This window comes from Spirillospora sp. NPDC049024 (genome assembly GCF_040649235.1).
Taxonomy (GTDB): domain Bacteria; phylum Actinomycetota; class Actinomycetes; order Streptosporangiales; family Streptosporangiaceae; genus Spirillospora.
The window spans coordinates 232,328-249,939 of sequence record NZ_JBEZFD010000005.1; the positions used below are offsets into that span (position 1 = coordinate 232,328).

Annotated in this window: 15 protein-coding genes; 6 read left to right on the plus strand and 9 right to left on the minus strand. The window is 74.6% G+C overall.

What is annotated here, in order from left to right; genetic code table 11:
• Positions 1–34: 34 nt before the first annotated feature.
• The gene (locus AB0C21_RS11495; protein ID WP_500203940.1) at positions 35–1,387 is read right to left on the minus strand and encodes a serine/threonine-protein kinase; all 1,353 of its coding nucleotides are present in this window, start codon (positions 1,385–1,387) and stop codon (positions 35–37) included.
• A 332-nt stretch (positions 1,388–1,719) separates the two neighbouring features.
• Here AB0C21_RS11495 and AB0C21_RS11500 point away from each other — a divergent pair, with 332 nt between their 5' ends.
• On the plus strand, positions 1,720–3,081 hold the full coding sequence (locus tag AB0C21_RS11500; protein WP_500203941.1) for a sensor histidine kinase: 1,362 nt from the start codon (positions 1,720–1,722) through the stop codon (positions 3,079–3,081).
• 174 nt (positions 3,082–3,255) lie between these two features.
• On the opposite strand, the gene AB0C21_RS11505 is transcribed toward AB0C21_RS11500, so the two are convergent.
• Complete coding sequence (locus AB0C21_RS11505) at positions 3,256–4,725, minus strand: amidase (protein WP_500203942.1); 1,470 nt, start codon at positions 4,723–4,725, stop codon at positions 3,256–3,258.
• 56 nt (positions 4,726–4,781) lie between these two features.
• On the opposite strand from AB0C21_RS11505, the gene AB0C21_RS11510 reads away from it, so the two are divergent.
• From AB0C21_RS11510 to AB0C21_RS11520, 3 genes are all read left to right on the plus strand, one after another.
• Positions 4,782–6,254 carry a carboxyl transferase domain-containing protein gene (locus AB0C21_RS11510; RefSeq protein ID WP_500203943.1) on the plus strand — a complete coding sequence of 491 codons (1,473 nt, stop codon included), beginning with the start codon at positions 4,782–4,784 and terminating at the stop codon, positions 6,252–6,254.
• The gene (locus AB0C21_RS11515; RefSeq protein WP_500203944.1) at positions 6,251–6,865 is read left to right on the plus strand and encodes a class I SAM-dependent DNA methyltransferase; all 615 of its coding nucleotides are present in this window, start codon (positions 6,251–6,253) and stop codon (positions 6,863–6,865) included. Before AB0C21_RS11510 ends, AB0C21_RS11515 begins: the two co-directional genes overlap by 4 nt.
• Positions 6,866–7,007: 142 nt before the next feature.
• Complete coding sequence (locus AB0C21_RS11520) at positions 7,008–7,628, plus strand: hypothetical protein (RefSeq protein WP_500203945.1); 621 nt, start codon at positions 7,008–7,010, stop codon at positions 7,626–7,628.
• Here AB0C21_RS11520 and AB0C21_RS11525 read toward each other — a convergent pair.
• Together AB0C21_RS11525 and AB0C21_RS11530 are read right to left on the minus strand one after the other, a co-directional pair.
• Positions 7,601–7,774: a hypothetical protein gene (locus AB0C21_RS11525; RefSeq protein WP_500203946.1), complete on the minus strand. Its 174-nt coding sequence runs from the start codon at positions 7,772–7,774 to the stop codon at positions 7,601–7,603. The two genes, AB0C21_RS11520 and AB0C21_RS11525, sit on opposite strands and share 28 nt — an antisense overlap.
• Before the next feature lie 10 nt (positions 7,775–7,784).
• Positions 7,785–8,708 (minus strand): hypothetical protein, encoded by a 924-nt coding sequence (locus AB0C21_RS11530; protein WP_500203947.1) that lies wholly within the window; start codon positions 8,706–8,708, stop codon positions 7,785–7,787.
• Positions 8,709–8,890: 182 nt separating this feature from the next.
• Between AB0C21_RS11530 and AB0C21_RS11535 the strand changes: the two genes are divergently transcribed.
• Entirely contained in the window at positions 8,891–9,952 is a 1,062-nt protein-coding gene (locus AB0C21_RS11535; RefSeq protein WP_500203948.1) for an alpha/beta hydrolase, read from the plus strand.
• On the opposite strand, the gene AB0C21_RS11540 is transcribed toward AB0C21_RS11535, so the two are convergent.
• Complete coding sequence (locus tag AB0C21_RS11540) at positions 9,949–11,376, minus strand: aldehyde dehydrogenase family protein (RefSeq protein WP_500203949.1); 1,428 nt, start codon at positions 11,374–11,376, stop codon at positions 9,949–9,951. The genes AB0C21_RS11535 and AB0C21_RS11540 overlap by 4 nt on opposite strands.
• A 5-nt stretch (positions 11,377–11,381) precedes the next feature.
• Positions 11,382–12,860, minus strand: a complete 1,479-nt coding sequence (locus AB0C21_RS11545) for a PucR family transcriptional regulator (RefSeq protein WP_500203950.1) — start codon at positions 12,858–12,860, stop codon at positions 11,382–11,384.
• A 91-nt stretch (positions 12,861–12,951) separates the two neighbouring features.
• Here AB0C21_RS11545 and gabT point away from each other — a divergent pair, with 91 nt between their 5' ends.
• Positions 12,952–14,313 (plus strand): 4-aminobutyrate--2-oxoglutarate transaminase, encoded by a 1,362-nt coding sequence (gene gabT / locus AB0C21_RS11550; protein WP_500203951.1) that lies wholly within the window; start codon positions 12,952–12,954, stop codon positions 14,311–14,313.
• A 70-nt stretch (positions 14,314–14,383) separates the two neighbouring features.
• Here gabT and AB0C21_RS11555 read toward each other — a convergent pair whose 3' ends face one another.
• The 3 genes from AB0C21_RS11555 to AB0C21_RS11565 form a co-directional block, all read right to left on the minus strand.
• Positions 14,384–15,373, minus strand: coding sequence for an LLM class flavin-dependent oxidoreductase (locus tag AB0C21_RS11555; RefSeq protein ID WP_500203952.1), 990 nt, complete (start codon positions 15,371–15,373; stop codon positions 14,384–14,386).
• Positions 15,374–15,410: 37 nt separating this feature from the next.
• Positions 15,411–15,719 (minus strand): hypothetical protein, encoded by a 309-nt coding sequence (locus AB0C21_RS11560; protein ID WP_500203953.1) that lies wholly within the window; start codon positions 15,717–15,719, stop codon positions 15,411–15,413.
• Between the two features lie 103 nt (positions 15,720–15,822).
• Positions 15,823–17,511 (minus strand): ExeM/NucH family extracellular endonuclease, encoded by a 1,689-nt coding sequence (locus AB0C21_RS11565; RefSeq protein WP_500203954.1) that lies wholly within the window; start codon positions 17,509–17,511, stop codon positions 15,823–15,825.
• Positions 17,512–17,612 lie beyond the last annotated feature (101 nt).

Sequence of the window (17,612 nt, forward strand, 5' to 3'; positions counted from 1 at the left end):
GCGCCTGCAGGGCCGGCACCGTGCTCCTGCCTGCTCAGTGCTTGTACTTGCTTTTCGCTTTGCCGTGCTTCGCCGGGTGCTTCGCCTTGGGAGCCGGCTTGTGCTTCTTCTCCTGCGGTTTCTGCTTGGGCTTCTGCTTGACCGGCTTCGCGGGGGGCCGCTTGGAGGATCCGACCCGGATGGCGGTCGGCTTCTTCTTCGCGGGCGCGTCGGTGACCGCCGGCGCGGACGGAGCCGGTGCGCCCGGCCGGGCGGGGGAATCGGCCTTGGCCCCGGTGAGCCCGAGGACGATCGCGCCCAGCAGGAGCGTTCCCGCCGCGGCGCCGGCGCCGGCGAGCAACCGGGTCCGGGTGGACGTCGTGGCGTCGGCCACGCCGAGCGGTGTGTACGCCCTGGTGTCCTCGGCGCTGGAATCCCGGGACCGGAACGGCGTCGGGGCGCCCGGGACGGGGCGCCGCCGCCGGGAGCGCGGCGTCAAGGAGGGCCGCGGTGCGGTGGGCGCGGTGTGCGGGGGCGCCTCCTGCGCCTCCTGCGCCGCCGCGGGCGGCGGCGTGAGGCGGCCGGCGGCCTGCGGCTGCGGCTGCTCGACGAGGGCGAGCAGGAGGTCGGTCGCGGTGGGGCGGTCCGCCGGGTCCTCCGCCAGCGCCCACCGGACGGCCGGGACCAGCGAGTCCGGGAGGCCGGACAGGTCGGCGTCCCCGGCGGCGGTGCGCAGGGTCGCGGGGTCGCCGCCGATCGGCATCTGCCCCGTCCCGGCATGGGCGATGAGGCAGCCCCAGGCGAAGATGTCGGCCGCCTGGGAGGCGGGCCCTCCGACGAGGACCTCTGGAGCGATCCACCCCGGCGTGCCGAACACCTGACCGGTCGTTGCGGTCTCCTCGACCGCGTCCTGGCTTCCCGCGATGCCGAAGTCGATGACGCGGCATCCGGACAGGGTGAGCATCACGTTGGCGGGTTTGATGTCGCGGTGCACGAGGCCGGCGGCGTGGATCGCGGCGAGCGCCGAGGCGACGCCGACGGCGACGCCGTGCAGGTCGGCCGGCGGCAGTGGACCGCCGGCGGCGAGCCGGTCGTGCAGGGACACGCCCCCCACGTAGTCGGTGACGAGGTACGGGAGTCCGTCGTCCTCGCCCTGCGCGAGGACCCGCGCGGTGCAGAACGAGGCGACCCGGCTCGCGAGGCTCGCCTCGTCGTGGAAGCGCCTCCGGTAGGACGGGTCGTCGGCGAGATGCGGGTGGATCGTCTTGACCGCGACGCGCCCGCCGGACTCCGGGTCGGCCCCGAGGTAGACCGTCCCCATGCCGCCGGATCCGAGCCTGCCCAGCAGCCGGTGGCCGCCGACCTCTCGGGGGTCGGCGGGTTCGAGTGGCCTGAAGTCAGTGTCCATACGGTGCTCCAGCACCCCCCTTCCGTCTCTCGCGTCCACCCATCCCCTCTTGGCGGCGAATTATGGCGGCTTTTCCGGAGGAAAGGTCGAAACGTGATCGTCACGTCGATGTAGCACCCAGTGCACCGGGGGCGTGCACAGTGAATGAAGCGGTGCCCGCTCGGGCGGCTCCCCAGGGGTGGGAGGCGCCGCCCGCGCGGGCACCGGTCCGGTATGTGGTGATGTTTCGCAGGGCAATGGCCCGGTAAGAACCAGTTCTGCGTCACCCCCCGACGCGTCGACGCGGCGCGGGCCCGTCCGCGCGTGTGAGCGGGAAGGGGGAGGGGCGCCGGGTGCGGATACTCGGGGACCTGCTGACGCCGTCGTGCTGGTCGGTGCGGACCCGCGTGACCGTCGCCGCGACCCTGATCGTCGCGGCCCTCCTGATCGTCGGCGTCACGCTCTTCTACCAGGTCCTCCGCGGCACCATCTACGGGGGCCTGCACGACCGCGGCACCCTCGTGGTCAACGACCTCGCCACGCAGGTCCGCGAGACCGACGTCAGAGGGACCCTCCCCGTCCAGGATCCCGGCGTCCCCCTCCTCCAGGTCGTGGACGGCGAGGGCGGCGTGCTCGCGGCCAGCGAGCCCCTGCGCGGACACGGCCCGGTGAGGGTGCCGGTCTCACCGCAGCCGAACCGCCCCGAGTACCGCACCCTGCATTGGTCGGAGACGTCCGACGTCTACTTCGTCTCCGAGCGGGTGAACACCCGTTTCGGTGAGCGGATCGTCTTCGCGGGCGCGCCCATCACGACGTTCACCCGCTACCGGGGCGTGTTCGTCGGCCTGCTCGCCGTGACGGTGCTGGTGGCGACGGCCGCGGTGGGCTGGATCGTATCGCTGTCGGTGCGGCGGGCGCTGCGGCCGGTGCGGGTGATGCGAACCGAGCTGGCGGAGATCACCGGCGGCGCCGACCGCCGGGTCACCGTGCCGGAGCCGAACGACGAGGTGTCCGACCTGGCCGAGTCGGTGAACGTGACCCTGGACCGGCTGGAGGACGTCCTCACGCGGCAGCGCGCGTTCGTGGCCGACGTCTCGCACGAGCTGCGCAGCCCGCTGGCCGGCCTGCGCACCGAGTTGGAGGCGGCGCTGGTGCGGCCGGAGGAAGAGGACTGGCCCGCGGTCGCGCGGGCGGCCCTCGGCGACGCCGACCGGCTGGAGGGCATCGTCAGCGACCTGCTCATCCTGGCGCGGCTGGGCGCGGGCGTGCAGGTCCCGCGGGAGCTGGTCGACCTCGGCGGGCTGGTCCGGGCGGAGGCGAGCCGGCGGCCCCGCCGGGTCCCCGTCGAGATCGCGGCCGAGGAGGGCGTCACGGTCCGCGCCACCGAGGCCCACCTGATCAGGCTGCTGACGAATCTGCTCGACAACGCCGAGCGGCACGCGGAGTCGCGGATCTGGATCACCGTGGCGGCGGACGGCCCGGACGCGGTGCTGGAGGTCCGTGACGACGGCGCCGGGATCGCGCCGGAGGACCGCGAGCGGATCTTCTGGCGGTTCCACCGGCTGGCCGAGGGCCGCGAGCGCGACCGCGGCGGCACCGGCCTCGGGTTGACGATCTCCCGCGACATCGCCCGCGCGCACGACGGCACGCTCGTCGCCGCCGACAGCGACCGGGGCGCCCGGTTCGTCCTGCGCATCCCCCGCGAAGAGTCCTAGGGCGTGTCGCGACGTGGCCTCGGCCGCGCGCGCGAACGCGTGACCTGCCCGGTGGAGCGAAGCCGGAGGCGAGCGGAACCGGGCAGATCGCGAAGCGATGCCGCGTTCGCCCAGGCCCGGTCGCGTAGCGAGCCGCCAGGCGAGCGAAGCGGGCCGGGACTTTGAAACACAGCCCTAGTTCAGCAGGGCGAGGGGCGGGCGGCGTTCGCCGTGCCGGGTCGCGCGCTCGAACGCGCGGCCGATCCGCAGGACGGCGAGGTCCGCGTGGTGGGGGCCGACGATCTGCAGCCCGACCGGCAATCCGTCCGAGGTGAACCCGGCGGGCACCGACAGCGCGGGGCACCCGGTCGCCGAGATCAGGTAGCACGACCGCATCCACTCCAGGTAGTCGCGCATGGGCCGCCCGGCGACCTCCTCCGGGTACTCGGCGGCGGCGTCGAAGGGCGGGACCTGGCTGACCGGCATGAGCAGCGCGTCGTAGCGCTCGAAGAACTCCCGGACGCGGTGGAACAGCGCCGTGTGGAGCGTCTCGGCGCGGCCCAGGTCGGCGCCGGTGAGCGAGCGGCCGGCGTCGATGTTCGCGGCGAGGGAGGGCTTGAAGTCGGCGCGGCGCTCGTCCAGCAGGGGGCGCAGGGTGATGTCCCAGTGCCAGGCCCGCAGGGTCCGGAACACCTCGTCGGCGCCGGTCAGGTCGGGCGAGGCCTCCTCGACCGCGCAGCCCAGCTCCTCGAACGCCTTGGCGGCCGGTTCGAGGGCGGCGGTGACGGCCGGGTCGACGGGGATCGTCCCGCCGAGGTCGGGGGACCAGGCGAGCCGCAGCCCGGCGAGGTCGCGGTCGAGCGGCACGGCGAACGCCGCGCCGGGCGTCTCCAGCGCGATCGGGCTGCGCGGATCGGGCCCGGCGAGCACCGACAGCAGCAGCGCGACGTCGGCGACGTCGCGGGCCATCGGGCCCTGCACGCCCAGCGTCGACCAGCCCGCGAGCACCGGCCAGGACGGCACCCGGCCCGGCGACGGGCGGAACCCGACGACGTTGCAGAACGACGCGGGGTTGCGCAGCGAGCCGCCCATGTCGCTGCCGTCCGCGAGCGCCTGCATCCCGCACGCCAGCGCGGCCGCGGCGCCGCCGCTGCTGCCGCCCGCCGACCGGGACGGGTCGTAGGGGTTGCGGGTGAGGCCGAACACGGAGTTGAAGGTGTGGGACCCGGCGGCGAACTCCGGGGTGTTGGTCTTGCCGAGGGTGACCGCGCCCGCGGCGCGGATCCGCTCGACGACCAGTTCGTCGCGGTCCGGGACGTGGTCGGCGAAGATCGGCGATCCGGACGTGGTGCGGATGCCGGCGGTGGCGTGGGTGTCCTTGTGCGCCACGGGCAGGCCGTGCAGCGGGCCCGGCGGCTCTCCGGCGGCCAGCCGCTCGTCGGCCTCGCGCGCCTGCCGCTCCGCCCGCTCCGCGACCAGCGTGACGATGGCGTTGACCTGCGGGTTCGTCCGCTCGATCTGGTCGAGATGGGCCTGCAGGACCTCGCGCGCCGACAGGTCGCGGGCGGCGATCCGGCGCGCCAGGTCGCGGGCGGACGCGAAACAGATCTCCTCGGACACGTGCCCTCCTCCTGCGCGGGGTCCCCACCAGTGTCCACCCCGCATGCCGGGTGATCACAGGGTGAGGACATCATGCAGGGAAGGCCGACGGAAGGGGCGCCGTGACGGAACGTGTCGGGGCGCGCGGGCTGCTGCGCCGCGTGCTGGACGGCGGCGCCTGGACGTCCTGGGACGTCCCGCCCGCCGGGGGGCCGCCGCCCGGCTCCGAGTACGCCGGGGACCTCGCCGCCGCCCGTGAGCGCAGCGGCTGCGACGAGGCGGTCCTGACCGGGGAGGGCCGGCTGCGGGGGCGCCGGGTCGCGTTCGTCGTGTCGGAGTTCCGGTTCCTCGCGGGCTCGATCGGCCTCGCCACCGCGGACCGGATCGTCGCGGCCGTCGAGCGCGCCACCGCCGAGGGCCTCCCGCTGCTCGCCGCGCCGTCCTCCGGCGGCACCCGCATGCAGGAGGGGACGGCCGCGTTCGTGCAGATGGCGCGCATCACCGCCGCGGTGATGGCGCACCGCGCCGCCGGCCTGCCCTACCTCGTCTACCTGAGGCATCCCACGACCGGCGGGGTGTTCGCGTCGTGGGGCTCGCTCGGGCACGTGACGGCCGCCGAGCCCGGCGCGCTGATCGGGTTCCTCGGGCCGCGCGTCTACGAGGGCCTGCACGGGGAGCCGTTCCCGCCGGGGGTGCAGGTCGCCGAGAACCTGGCGGCCAAGGGCCTGCTGGACGCCGTGGTGGCCATCGACGATCTCTCGGAGGTCGCCTCCGCCGCCCTGGACGTCCTGTGCGGGCGGCCGCCCTCGGCTCCGGCGCCCCTGCCCGAGAGCGTTCCCCCGGAGGGGAGGGCGTGGGACTCGATCGAGCGGTCGCGACGCCCGGACCGTCCGGGCGTCCGCGAACTGCTGCGCCACGGCGCCACGGACGTGACGCCCCTTTCCGGCACCGGCGAGGGGGAGGCGGAACCCGGCCTCCTGCTCGCCCTGGCCCGTTTCGGCGCGGCGCCGTGCGTCCTGGTGGGCCAGGACCGGCACGGCCGGCGCGGCGGCCACCCGCTCGGCCCGGCCGGGCTGCGCGTCGCGCGGCGCGGGATGCGGCTGGCCGCCGAGCTGGGCCTGCCGCTGGTCACCGTGGTCGACACGCCCGGCGCCGTCCTGTCGGCGGACGCGGAGGAGGGCGGGCTCGCGGGCGAGATCGCCCGCTGCCTGGCCGACCTGATCACCCTTCCGGCGCCGACGCTCTGCCTGCTGCTGGGCGAGGGCACGGGCGGTGCGGCGCTGGCGCTCCTGCCCGCCGACCGCGTCCTGGTGGCCCGGCACGCCTGGCTCTCGCCGCTGCCGCCCGAGGGCGCCTCGCTGATCGTCCACCGGACCGCGGCGCGGGCCGGCGAGATGGCCGAGGCGCAGGGCGTCCGGTCGGCGGACCTGCTGCGCGGCGGGCTGGCGGACGCGCTCGTCGACGAGCGCCCGGACGCCGCCGACGAGCCGGAGGCGTTCTGCCGCCGCGCCGCCGCCGCGGTGGAACGGGGGCTGTCCGGCCTCGCGCCGACCGGCCCGACCGCCCGCCAGGCCCGCTACCGTCGGGTCTCATGACCGAGACCGTGCCCCAGGCCTACGACGCCGTCGCCGACCTCTACGCCGACCTCTTCCGCGACGCGCTCGACGAGCTCCATCTGGACCGGGCGATGATCAGCGCGTTCGCGGCGATGGTCCCGGCGGGGCCGGTCGCCGACCTCGGCTGCGGCCCCGGCCGCGGGACGGCGCTGCTGCACGACCTCGGCGTGGACGCGTTCGGGCTCGACGTGTCGCCCGGCATGATCGCCCGGGCCCGCGCCGACCATCCGCACCTGCGTTTCGACGAGGGCGACATGACGGCGCTCGACCTCCCGGACGGCGGGCTGGCGGGCGTCCTGTCGTGGTACTCGACCATCCACCTGGCGCCGGAGGAGCTCCCGCTGGTCTTCGCCGAGTTCCACCGGGTGCTGGCCCCCGGCGGCCTCGTCATGCTCGCGTTCCAGTCGACCGACGAGGGCGAGGCGGAGGCGTTCGACCACAAGGTCGCCCTCGCCTACCGCAGGCCCGTCGACGACATGGCCGAGCTGGCCGCCCGGGCGGGACTGGTGGAGGTGGCGCGGCTCCTGCGCCGGCCCGCGGAGAACGAGCGCCCCATCCCCTCGGGCTGCCTCCTGGCCCGCAAACCCTGAGGCCGCGGAGAGATCACCGGCGGGTCGAGAGGCGTCCTGCCCGAAAGCACCATGCCCGGTCGCACGGCGATCCCCCGTACGGGGGAGGGGTTTCGCGCTCGCGGGTGATCAACCGGGTCGGGACGGCTGTGAGGGTGGGGCCATGACCCTTGCGAGCACGCCATCGGTTCCGTTCGCGCGGTTGCGCGCGGGCTGGAACGCCGCGCACGAGCCGGTCGCGGGCGTCCCGCGCTGGGCGCGGATCGCGGCCATGGCCGTCCCGTTCACCGTCCTGCCGTCCGGCCTGTGGCGGATCGCCGCCTTCGCCTTCCACCTGCCCATCCTCAGCGACGGCTCCCTCGACACGGGCGACGCGGGAGGAGACGTCCCCGGCTGGCTGCCGCTGGAGGCGTACGTCGTGCTGCTGTCCATCCTGTCGGAGGCGGTGGCGTTCACCGCCGTCGGCCTGGTCGCCGCCTGGGGCGAGGTGTTCCCGCGGTGGCTGCCGGGCCTGCGGGGGCGGCGCGTGCCGGTGCTGGCGGCCGTGATCCCGGGCCTCGCGGGCGCCGCGCTCCTGACCGCGATGTGGACGGTCTCCATCGTGAACTGCCTGGTGTTCCAGGAGACCATCCAGGGGCGCCCCCTGCCGGAGGGCTTCCCCGTCAACTTCGACAACTGGCAGGGCCTGCTCGGCGTGGTCGCCTACGCGCCGCTGGTGGCCTGGGGCCCGCTGCTCGCCGCCGTCACCCTCGCCTACTACCGCCGCCGCACCCGCGCGTCCTGATCGGTCCGGAAGGCGACGCGGTCAAGCCGGATCGGTGTGGCGGTCTCCATGTACTCGGCATAACGCTCGGTGTTGGCCAGGTGATGCTCGGCCTCCTCGGCCGGCGTCATCCCCCGGAACGGCTTGATCACTTTCTTGTCGCTCATCGTTCTTTGCTCAGGCGTAGGGGTCGGGGGAGGCGAGGGCCAGGCGGCAGAGGTCGTCGAGGGTGTCGTCGGTGTAGTCGGGGGGCAGCTCGATGCCGAGGGTCCGGAAGACGCCCCGGATCTCCTCGGCGCTCGGGACGCGGCCCAGCTGCATGCGCCGCAGCGCGTGCAGCGGCAGCCGCCTGGCCTGCTGGAAGCTCACGTGCAGCTCCGTCTCCCAGGACAGGTACGTCGGGGTGCCGCTGTTGATCACCAGGGCGGGGAACTCGGGGCCCCGCTGGGTGAAGATGAGGCAGCTCGTCGACAGCTCGTAGCGCAGCAGCGAGTACGCCGATGCCAGCCGGACGTCGATGTCGAGCAGCTCGTACCGCTGCTGGTACCAGGAGGCCGCGAGGATCGTCGCGAACAGCTCGCGGCGGGTCTCCTCCACCGTCCAGGTGTGCTCGGGGCTGTCGGGATCGGTCGCCAGCCGCTGGTGCAGCCGGACGTACTCGCGGCACAGGTCCGGGTTCATCGGGTCGAGGATCTCCAGCCGGAAATCCAGCCTGCGCCGCAGCGGCTGGGCGGTCGCCACGCACTCGGGCAGCGTGACCGCGCGGATGTAGGCGCCCGTCCCGCCCCGGAAGACCCAGCGGTCGGTGGTGCGGCGCGCCTCGGTCAGGACCCGGTTGCACTCGGTCCCGCTGATGACGCGCACGTCCAGCTGCTTCTGCAGGGCCTCCACCGACTTCTGCACCTCGACGCCGCGGGTGTCGCTGCGGGCGCGGTCGCGCAGCAGCACGATGGCGACCACCGCCAGTGTCGCCATGGTCGCGCTCTGCACGAGCTTGGTGGAGGCGATGCCGGCGATGTCCAAGGCGAGGATGACGACCGCCAGGGCGAATGCGACGGCGACGTCGACATAGGCCGTCAGCATCTTCCAGATCCGCTGCATCCACCGCTCCCGTCACGCACCGCCACAGGGCCGCGACGATCCTAACCAGTCCGGTCCGGATGCCAGAGCCCTTTGCGCACGGGGGTTCCAGCGGTTCCACCGGGTGGTGCGCGCTCCCCGGACGGGAATTGGGCCACGGGGGCTACTGGAGAGTACGGTGTGCGGGACCGAGGGAGGGCCGTATGGCGTCGTTGACCGAGAAGCTGCCGCCGGGAGTGTCGGGGGCCGTGCTCCGCGCAGTGTTCGCGCTGCCGGGGCCGGTGAAGAGGCTCATCGCCGGTGCGCCAGTGCGCAGGGACGGCCGGCTGCTGGCGCTGGACGCGCAGCTCCTGCTGACGGTGATGCGGCTGGAGGGCGAGCGGAGCCTGGCCGGGGCCTCGGTCGGGGACGCCCGGCGGGGCATCGCCCGGGGGCAGGCGTACCTGCCCAAGGTGCCGGCGCGGCCGGTCCGGACGCGGAAGGTGGACGCGGGCGGCGTGCCCGCGCGCCTCTACACGCCGAAGGGCCTCGCTGAGGGGTCGCCGCTGCTCGTCTTCTACCACGGCGGCGGATGGGTCATCGGGAACCTCGACACCCACGACACCGTGTGCCGGTACCTCGCCGTGCACGCGGAGGTCCGGGTGCTGTCGGTGGACTACCGGCTCGCACCCGAGCACCCGTACCCGGCGGCGGCCGAGGACGCCCTCGCCGCCTACGAGTACGCGGTGGCCCGCGCCGCGGACCTCGGCGCCGATCCGGGGGCCGTCGCCGTCGGCGGCGACAGCGCCGGCGGCAACCTCGCGGCGGTCGTGGGCGTGCTGGCGAGGCGCACGCCGGACTTCGCGCTGCTGTACTACCCGGCGACCGACATGTCCGTCCGGCGGCGGTCGCGGGAGCTGTTCGCGGACGGGTTCTACCTGACCGACGACGACATGACGTGGTTCAGCGACCACTACTGCCCGCAGGAGCGGCGCGCCGAACCGCAGGCCTCGCCGCTGCTGGCCGAGGACCTCGCCGGCTTCCCGCCCACGTACCTGGTCACCGCCGGCTTCGACCCGCTGCGGGACGAGGGCGAGGAGTTCGCGGCGCGGCTGCGGGAGGCCGGCGTGCCGGTCGCGCTGAGGCGCCAGGAGGACCTCATCCACGGGTTCGCGAACATGTGGTCCCTGGGCGGCCGGTTCCAGGAGGCGGCCTCCGAGGCGGCCGGGGCCCTGCGCACCGGTCTGTACGCGGGGCCCCGGGTCCGGGAGAGCGGCCGGGACTAGAGGGGCAGCCCCGTGAGGACCATGACCTTCTCCTCGGTGTAGTCGGCGATCGCCGACCGCAGCCCCTCGCGGCCCACGCCGGAGTCCTTCACGCCGCCGTAGGGCATCTGGTCGGCGCGGTAGGACGGGACGTCGCCGATGACCACGCCGCCCACCTCCAGCTCGCGGTGGGCGCGGAACGCGATGTCGAGGCTCCGGGTGAACACGCCCGCCTGGAGGCCGAACTTGGAGTCGTTGACGAGGGCGAACGCCTCGTCGGCGCCGTCCACGGGCTGGACGAACATGACCGGCCCGAAGACCTCCTCGCGGGAGATCTTGGAGTCGGCCGGGACGTCGGCGAGGACGGTCGGCGCGTACGCGGCGCCCTCGCGGGTGCCGCCGGTGAGGACGCGCGCGCCCGCCGCGACGGCCTCGTCCACCCAGGCCTCCACGCGCTCGGCGGCCTCCTGGTTGACGAGCGGGCCGACCTGCGTCTTGTCGTCCCACGGGTCGCCGGTGACGAGGGAGTCGACCGTGTCGACCAGCTTCGGCAGGAACTCGTCGAGGACGGACCGGTCGACGTAGACGCGCTGCACGGCGATGCAGCTCTGCCCCGCCTGGTAGTTGGCGAACAGCCCGATCCGCTTGGCGGCCCAGTCGAGGTCGGCGTCGGGCAGCACGACCGCCGCGCCGTTGCCGCCGAGTTCGAGGGTGACGTGCTTGCGCGGCGCCCGTTCCCTGATCGCCCAGCCGACGGGCACGGAGCCGGTGAACGACACGATCGGCAGCCGCGGGTCGTCGACCAGGGCGGAGGCCCGGTCGTTCGGCACCGGCAGGACCGAGAACATCCCGGCGGGCAGGTCGGTCTCGGCGAGCAGCTCGCCGAGCAGCAGCGCCGACAGCGGCGTGGCCGGGGCGGGCTTGAGCACGATCGGGGCGCCCGCGGCGATCGCCGGCGCGATCTTGTGGGCGGCGAGGTTCAGCGGGAAGTTGAACGGCGAGATGCCGAGCACCGGGCCCTTCGGCACGCGGGTGACGTAGGCCATCCGGCCCTCGGCGGCCGGGTCGGTGTCGAGCCGCTGCGTCGTGGCGGAGATGCGGCGCGCCTCCTCGGCGGCGAACCGGAACGTGGAGATCGCGCGGGCCACCTCGCCGCGCGCCCACAGCAGCGGCTTGCCGTTCTCGCCGGTGATCAGCCGGGCGACCTCCTCGGCGCGCTCGACGAGCCGCGCGGACACGTGCGCGAGGGCCTCGGCCCGCACGTGCAGCGGCAGCGCCGCGGCCTCACGGCGGACGGCGTCGGCCGCGGCGACCGCCTCCTCCACCTGCGCGGGCGTCGGCACGGCCGCCGTCCCGACCACGCGGCCGTCGTAGGGATGCGTAACGGTCAGCTCACCGTCACCGGTCTCGGGCCGGCCGGCCAGCCAGAATGGGGTCACGTTCATGCTGTTCACGGTAGCCACGGCGAGCCCGATTGGGAGTCGCCATCATGTCCAATCCTTTCTTCCTCGTTGGACGTGATGGCGAGCGCGATCCACAGCTCGGCGCGGACGGCCGGATCGTCGGGGTCGCGTTCGAGGACCTCGGCCGCCTTCCGCATCCGCGACCGCAGCGTGTGCCGGTGGACGCCGAGGGCCCGCGCCGCCGCCTCCCCCTGCCCGTTGGCCAGGACATAGGCCCGGACGGTCTCGACCAGGTCCTCCGCGCGCAGGGGTGCGAGGAGGGCGTCGGCGAAGGCGTGCGCGGCGCGGGGCTCCATCAGTCCGAGCACGCCCTGGCCGGGGAGCCGGGAGTAGTGGAGGACGTCCCGGCCCGACCGCCCGGCCGCCGCTAGGGCCTCCTCGGCCTGCCGCAGCGCGGCGCGCAGGTCACCGGAGGCGGGGTCGCTGACGCCGACCGGCCCGCTTCCGGCGAGGAGCCGCTCGACCATCTCGAGCGCCTCGTCCGGCACGATCACGGCGATGTGCCCGCCGAGCGGCAGCGCCGGGCACCTCGCTCCGATCGCGTCCGACTCCAGCGCGTCCAGGACGGCGGCGCCGCCCGCGCAGGCCAGGACCCGGACGGGCCCGCGCGGGACCGCCGGGCCCTCGCCGGGGCGCCCGAGCAGCAGTGCCGCCAGCGACGCCCGCAGCTCGCGTCCGGTGCGCGGCGTCTCCGACTGGAGCGTCAGCAGGGCGACCGCGGCGCCCACGATCGTGTGCGCGGTGGGAGGGAGCGGCGCGTCGGCGCCGACCGCGAGGAACCCGCGCGGCCGGCCGCCCAGCCCGATGCGCTGCACCACGACGTGGTCGTCGGGGACGGCCAGCGCCACGCTCGCGGCCGGGCCGCCCTTCCCCGGCCGGCGCCGCAGCCGGGCCAGCTCGGGCGCGAGGTCCGCGGCGCGCTCGCGGGCCCGGGCGGGCTCGGCGTGCCGCACGTCGCCGGAGGCGTCCAGCAGCAGCGCCCACCCGCCGAGCAGCCGGGCCAGCCGGGAGACCAGCGCGCCGGGGCCGGTGAGCGCGGCGCGGGTCAGCTCGCGCTGGGCGTGGAACGCGCGGGTCACGCCCTCGTACCACTCGGCGGCGAGCACCCGGGAGACCGCTTTGCCGATCGCGATGAACGGGGTCGGGCGCGGCACCTCCAGCAGCACGAGCCCCTGGTCGCGGGCCGCCGCGAGCAGCTCGGCGGGGACGGTGTCGTGGATGACGCCGACCGCGAAGCCGAGCCCCGCGACGCCCCGCGCGACCAGCCGGGACACGTAGTCCCCGGCGTTGGCGGCGGTGAGCCGCATGCCCGTGGTCAGGACCAGCTCGCCGCCCTCCAGGAAGGGGGTCGGGTCCTCCAGTTCGCTCACGGCGACCCACACGACCGGGGTCGCGGGGAGCGGTCCGGTGAGCGACCGCAGGCCGAGCTGGGGGAGGGCGGCCACGGCGGCCAACGTGGGCGGCATGTCAATCCCTGTGCAAAGTGTCTACCTCGCCGGACGGATTTCGCCGTCCCGTACTGTTCATCGTAGGCGGCGCCCGGCTTATGTTCAGGCCATGACCAGCCTGGACAGCACCCTCGGCGCGAGCGGCTTCCGCCTGCCGCAGGAACGCCGCGTCGTGACCGAGATCCCCGGCCCCCGCTCCCGGGCGCTGCACGAGCGGCGCCTCGCGGCGGTGCCGCCGGGCGTCGGCAGCGTCCTGCCGGTGTACGTGACGGACGCGGACGGCGGCGTGGTCGTCGACGCCGACGGCAACTCGCTGATCGACTTCGGCTCCGGCATCGCGGTGACGAACGTCGGCAACGCCAACCCCCGCGTCGCGGCGCGGGTGCGGGCGCAGGCCGAGCGGTTCACCCACACCTGCTTCATGGTCGCGCCGTACGAGTCGTACGTCGCGGTGTGCGAGAACCTCAACCGGATCACGCCCGGCGACCACGAGAAGCGCTCCCTGCTGGTCAACAGCGGCGCCGAGGCGGTGGAGAACGCCGTCAAGATCGCCCGGTATGCGACGGGGCGGCAGGCGGTCGTGGCGTTCGACCACGGCTACCACGGCCGGACGCTGCTGACGATGACGCTGACCGCGAAGAACATGCCCTACAAGCAGGGGTTCGGCCCGTACGCCCCCGAGGTCTACCGGATGCCGCTCGCCTACCCGTACCGCTGGCCGACCGGCCCGGACAACTGCGGACCGGAGGCGGCGGCGCAGGCGATCGACCAGATCACCAAGCAGATCGGCGCGACGAACGTCGCGGCGCTGCTGATCGAGCCGATCCAGGGCGAGGGCGGGTTCATCGAGCCCGCGCCGGGGTTCCTGCCCGCGCTCGCCGAGTTCTGCCGCGCCAACGGGATCCTGTTCGTCGCCGACGAGGTGCAGACGGGCTTCGCGCGGACCGGCGACCTGTTCGCCTGCGAGCACGAGGGGATCGTCCCCGACCTCGTCGCGACGGCGAAGGGCATCGCCGGCGGGCTGCCGCTGGCCGCCGTCACCGGGCGCGCCGACATCATGGACAAGGTGCACGGCGGCGGGCTCGGCGGCACCTACGGCGGCAACCCGCTCGCCTGCGAGGCGGCGCTCGCCGTCCTGGAGGAGATCGAGGAGGGCAAGCTCACCGAGCGCGCCCGCCGGATCGGGGAGGTCATGCTGCCCCGGCTGCACGCCCTCGCCGAGCGGCGCCCCGCGATCGGGGACGTGCGCGGGCGCGGCGCGATGATCGCCATCGAGCTGGTGCGGGAGGGGACGAAGGAGCCCGACCCCGAGCTGACCGCGCGGATCGCCCGCCGCTGCCACGAGAACGGCCTGCTCGTGCTGACGACCGGGACGTACGGGAACGTGATGCGCTTCCTGCCGCCGCTCGTCATCCCCGAGGACCTGCTGATCGAGGGGCTGGACGTCCTGGAGGCGGCCTTCGCGGAGTGACCCGCCGCGCCGGCCTCCACCCGGAGGCCGGCGGCACCCGGCCCGGTGGCGGTTCCGCCGGCGATCCGGGTCAGGCCGCGCCGAGGCTCTCCGGGTACAGCTCGGCGAGGATGTCGTAGGAGCGCAGCCGGTCGGCGTGGTCGAAGACCTGCGTGGTCACCATGACCTCGTCGACGCCCGTCCTGCCGACCAGCTCGTCGAGCTGCTTGCGGACGCCGTCCGGGCCGCCCACCACCTGGTCGGCCAGCCGCGCGTCGATCATCTGCCGCTCCAGCGGCGTGTACGGGTGGGCCGCGGCCTCCTCCGGCGTCGGCAGCGGCCCCGGCCGCCCCTGCCGCAGCCGCAGGAACGCCAGCGCCTGCGGCGCGGCCAGCTCGCGCGCCCGCTCGTCGGTCTCGGCGGCCGTCACCGAGACCCCGATCATCGAGTACGGCTCGTCCAGCGCGCCGGGCCGGAACGACTGCCGGTACAGCGTCAGCGCGGGCACGGTGTTCTCGGCGCTGAAGTGGTGCGCGAACGCGAACGGCAGGCCGAGCAGGCCGGCGAGCCGCGCGCTGTAGCCGCTGGAGCCGAGCAGCCACACCGGCGGCTCGTTCCCGGCGGCCGGGGTCACCTTGCTGTCCGCGGCGAAGTAGTTGCGCAGCTCCACGACCTGCTCGGGGAAGTCGTCGACCGACAGCGCGTCCGGGGACCGGCGCAGCGCCCGCGCGGTCGCCTGGTCGGTGCCGGGCGCGCGGCCGAGGCCGAGGTCGATGCGTCCCGGGTGGAGCGCCTCCAGCGTCCCGAACTGCTCGGCCACGACCATCGGCGCGTGGTTCGGCAGCATGACCCCGCCCGACCCGACCCGCATCCGGGTGGTGGCCGCCGCGACCTGGCCGATCAGCACGGCGGTCGCCGAGCTGGCGATGCCCGGCATCGCGTGGTGCTCGGCCAGCCAGTACCGGTGGAAGCCGAGCCGCTCGGCGTGCCGGGCCAGGTCGAGGGTGTTGCGCAGCGCCTGGGCCGAGGTGGAGCCGGCGGCGACGGGGGCGAGATCGAGGACGGAGAAGCGCACGGTCATACCGTGGCCAACCCGCGCCGGGCCGGTCCTCTTCCCGCTAGCCCTTCAGCGCGGCGAGGACGGCGGCGGTGACGATCGCGATCACGACGGGGGCCGTGATGCTCAGCCATGACCAGTTCACCAGCGTGCGGGCCCGCGCGGGGTCCTCCCCGAACCGGGTCTCGGCCCGGGTGTACAGGAGGGCGGCGACCACGACCAGCGGCAGGAAGGCGAAGGTCGCGAGGAGGCCGAGGACGAACGCGAGCGCCTGCCCGAACCGGGTGTAGGTCCCGTCCGGGCCGATGCCGAACGCGAGGCGGGGAGCGGGCGCCGCTGCGGGCACGGCACCGGACACGGCTTCGGTCATGGAGCTCACCGATCTCTAGGATGTGACCTGGATCATAGCCGCGGGGGTCGTGGCGCGCGAGGGGCCGGCCGCCTTCGTCCGGCGGCCGGCCCAGGGAGACGGCTCAGCGCAGGTCGAGGCCGAGCAGGACGGGGTCGTGGTCGGACGAGCGGAACGCGTCCGGCCGGTAGAACGCGGGCGGGTTGTACTCGGTGTTGTAGTCGAGGAACACCGGCTCGTCGCTGTTGATGTGCCAGATCGTCGCGCCCGTCACGCGGCGGGACAGCGCCCTGCCCGCGAGCGCGTGGTCCAGCTCGCCCGACTGGCCGTCGAACACGTAGCTGTAGCGCTGGCTCGGCCGGACGAACCGCTCCGTCTGCCCGACGAGCCCGGCGCCCTTGAGCTTCTTCACCGGGTCCTCGGCCGTGTAGGCGTTGAGGTCGCCGACGACGAGCGGGTTCGGGACGCCGGCCGCGAGCGCCGCGACCGCCTCGGCCTGGGACACGCGGCGGGCGTTGTAGCAGCCCTGGCCGTCGCCCTGGTCCTTGTCGGCGCCCGTGGCGCCGCCGCAGCCCTTCGACTTGAAGTGGTTGACGATCATGGTGAACGCCGTCCCGCCGGCCCGGGGGCGGAACGTCTGCACCAGCGGCGGGCGGTCGAACACCGGGTCCTGCGACGAGCGCGCGTCACCGACCGGCGTGACCTTCGACGGCCGGTAGATGAGCGCGACGTGGATCTCGTCGGTCCCCGGGTACGGGTGCTTCACCCACGCGTACGTCCCGGCGCCGGCGGCCTGGTTCAGCCGGTCGACGATCGCCCCCACGGCGGTGTCGCCGTTGTTCTCGACCTCCATCAGCCCGACGACGTCGGCGTCCAGGCCCCGCAGCGCGGCGGTCAGCTTGGTGAGCTGCCGCTCCTGCTCCTCGGCGGTGTCCGCGCCGCGCTTGTCCAGCGTCGTGAACCAGTTCAGCGTGTTGAAGCTGCCGACGCGCACGTCACCGCCCACGTTCCGCGGCCGGTTCCGCCGCGGGTTCTCGTTGTCGAAGTGCGCCTGCCTGGTCGGCTGGAGCGCGTAGTCGCCGAACTGGTAGGTGAGGACGCCGGTCAGCCCGGTCGTGGTGTTCCCGATCCGCAGCACGCGGGGGTCGGTGTACGGGATCGTCGCGGGGTTCTGCACGTTCGACCCGTCGTCGACGAGAAGCCGCCGCGCGTCGTTGCCCGCCTGGGTGGCGCCGTGCCCCTCGGTCGGCTGGAAGAGGCGGCCGCCCGCGGAGACGGTGATCTGCCCGTACCGGCCGAGCTGGTAGGTCTCGGTGGCGGTGAGCCGCTGGCCGAACCGCAGCAGCATGCCCTCGTACTGCTCCATGGCCGCGCCGTCCTTGAGCGGCAGCCGGACGGCCGCGGGCGCGACCTCGCCCGTCCCGCACACGTCCACGGCCGAGACCGGCGACAGCTCGGTCAGCCCGTTGTACTCGACGGCCTTGCCGGTGACCAGGACCCGGTCGCCGACCGCGACGTCCGTGGTCGAGTAGACGAACAGCCCGTCGGACGTCCGGGGGTCCGAGTCGGGCGTCGGGTCCTGGACGAAGAAGCCCTTGAGCTGGTCGGAACGCTGGAAGTCCGCGGTCACGACGCCCTCGACCCGGACGGTCCGCCCGGCGAGAGGGGTCGCGCTGCCGCTGCCCTGGACCTCGGAGATCTGGTGGTCGGCGGGGGTGCCGCAGGTGGGCGGCTCCGCCGCGGCGGCCGCCTGGACGCCGGCGGCGAGGCCGGCGGTCAGGACGGTCGCGAGTGCTGCTGCTGTTCGGCGCATGCCGGGAGGGTACGGGCGGGCCTCGGCGGCTCAGCGAACCGTTAATGAAGACTCCACCAATTTGCAACGGATTGCCGTGATCAGGGGCACCGCCTGGCCCG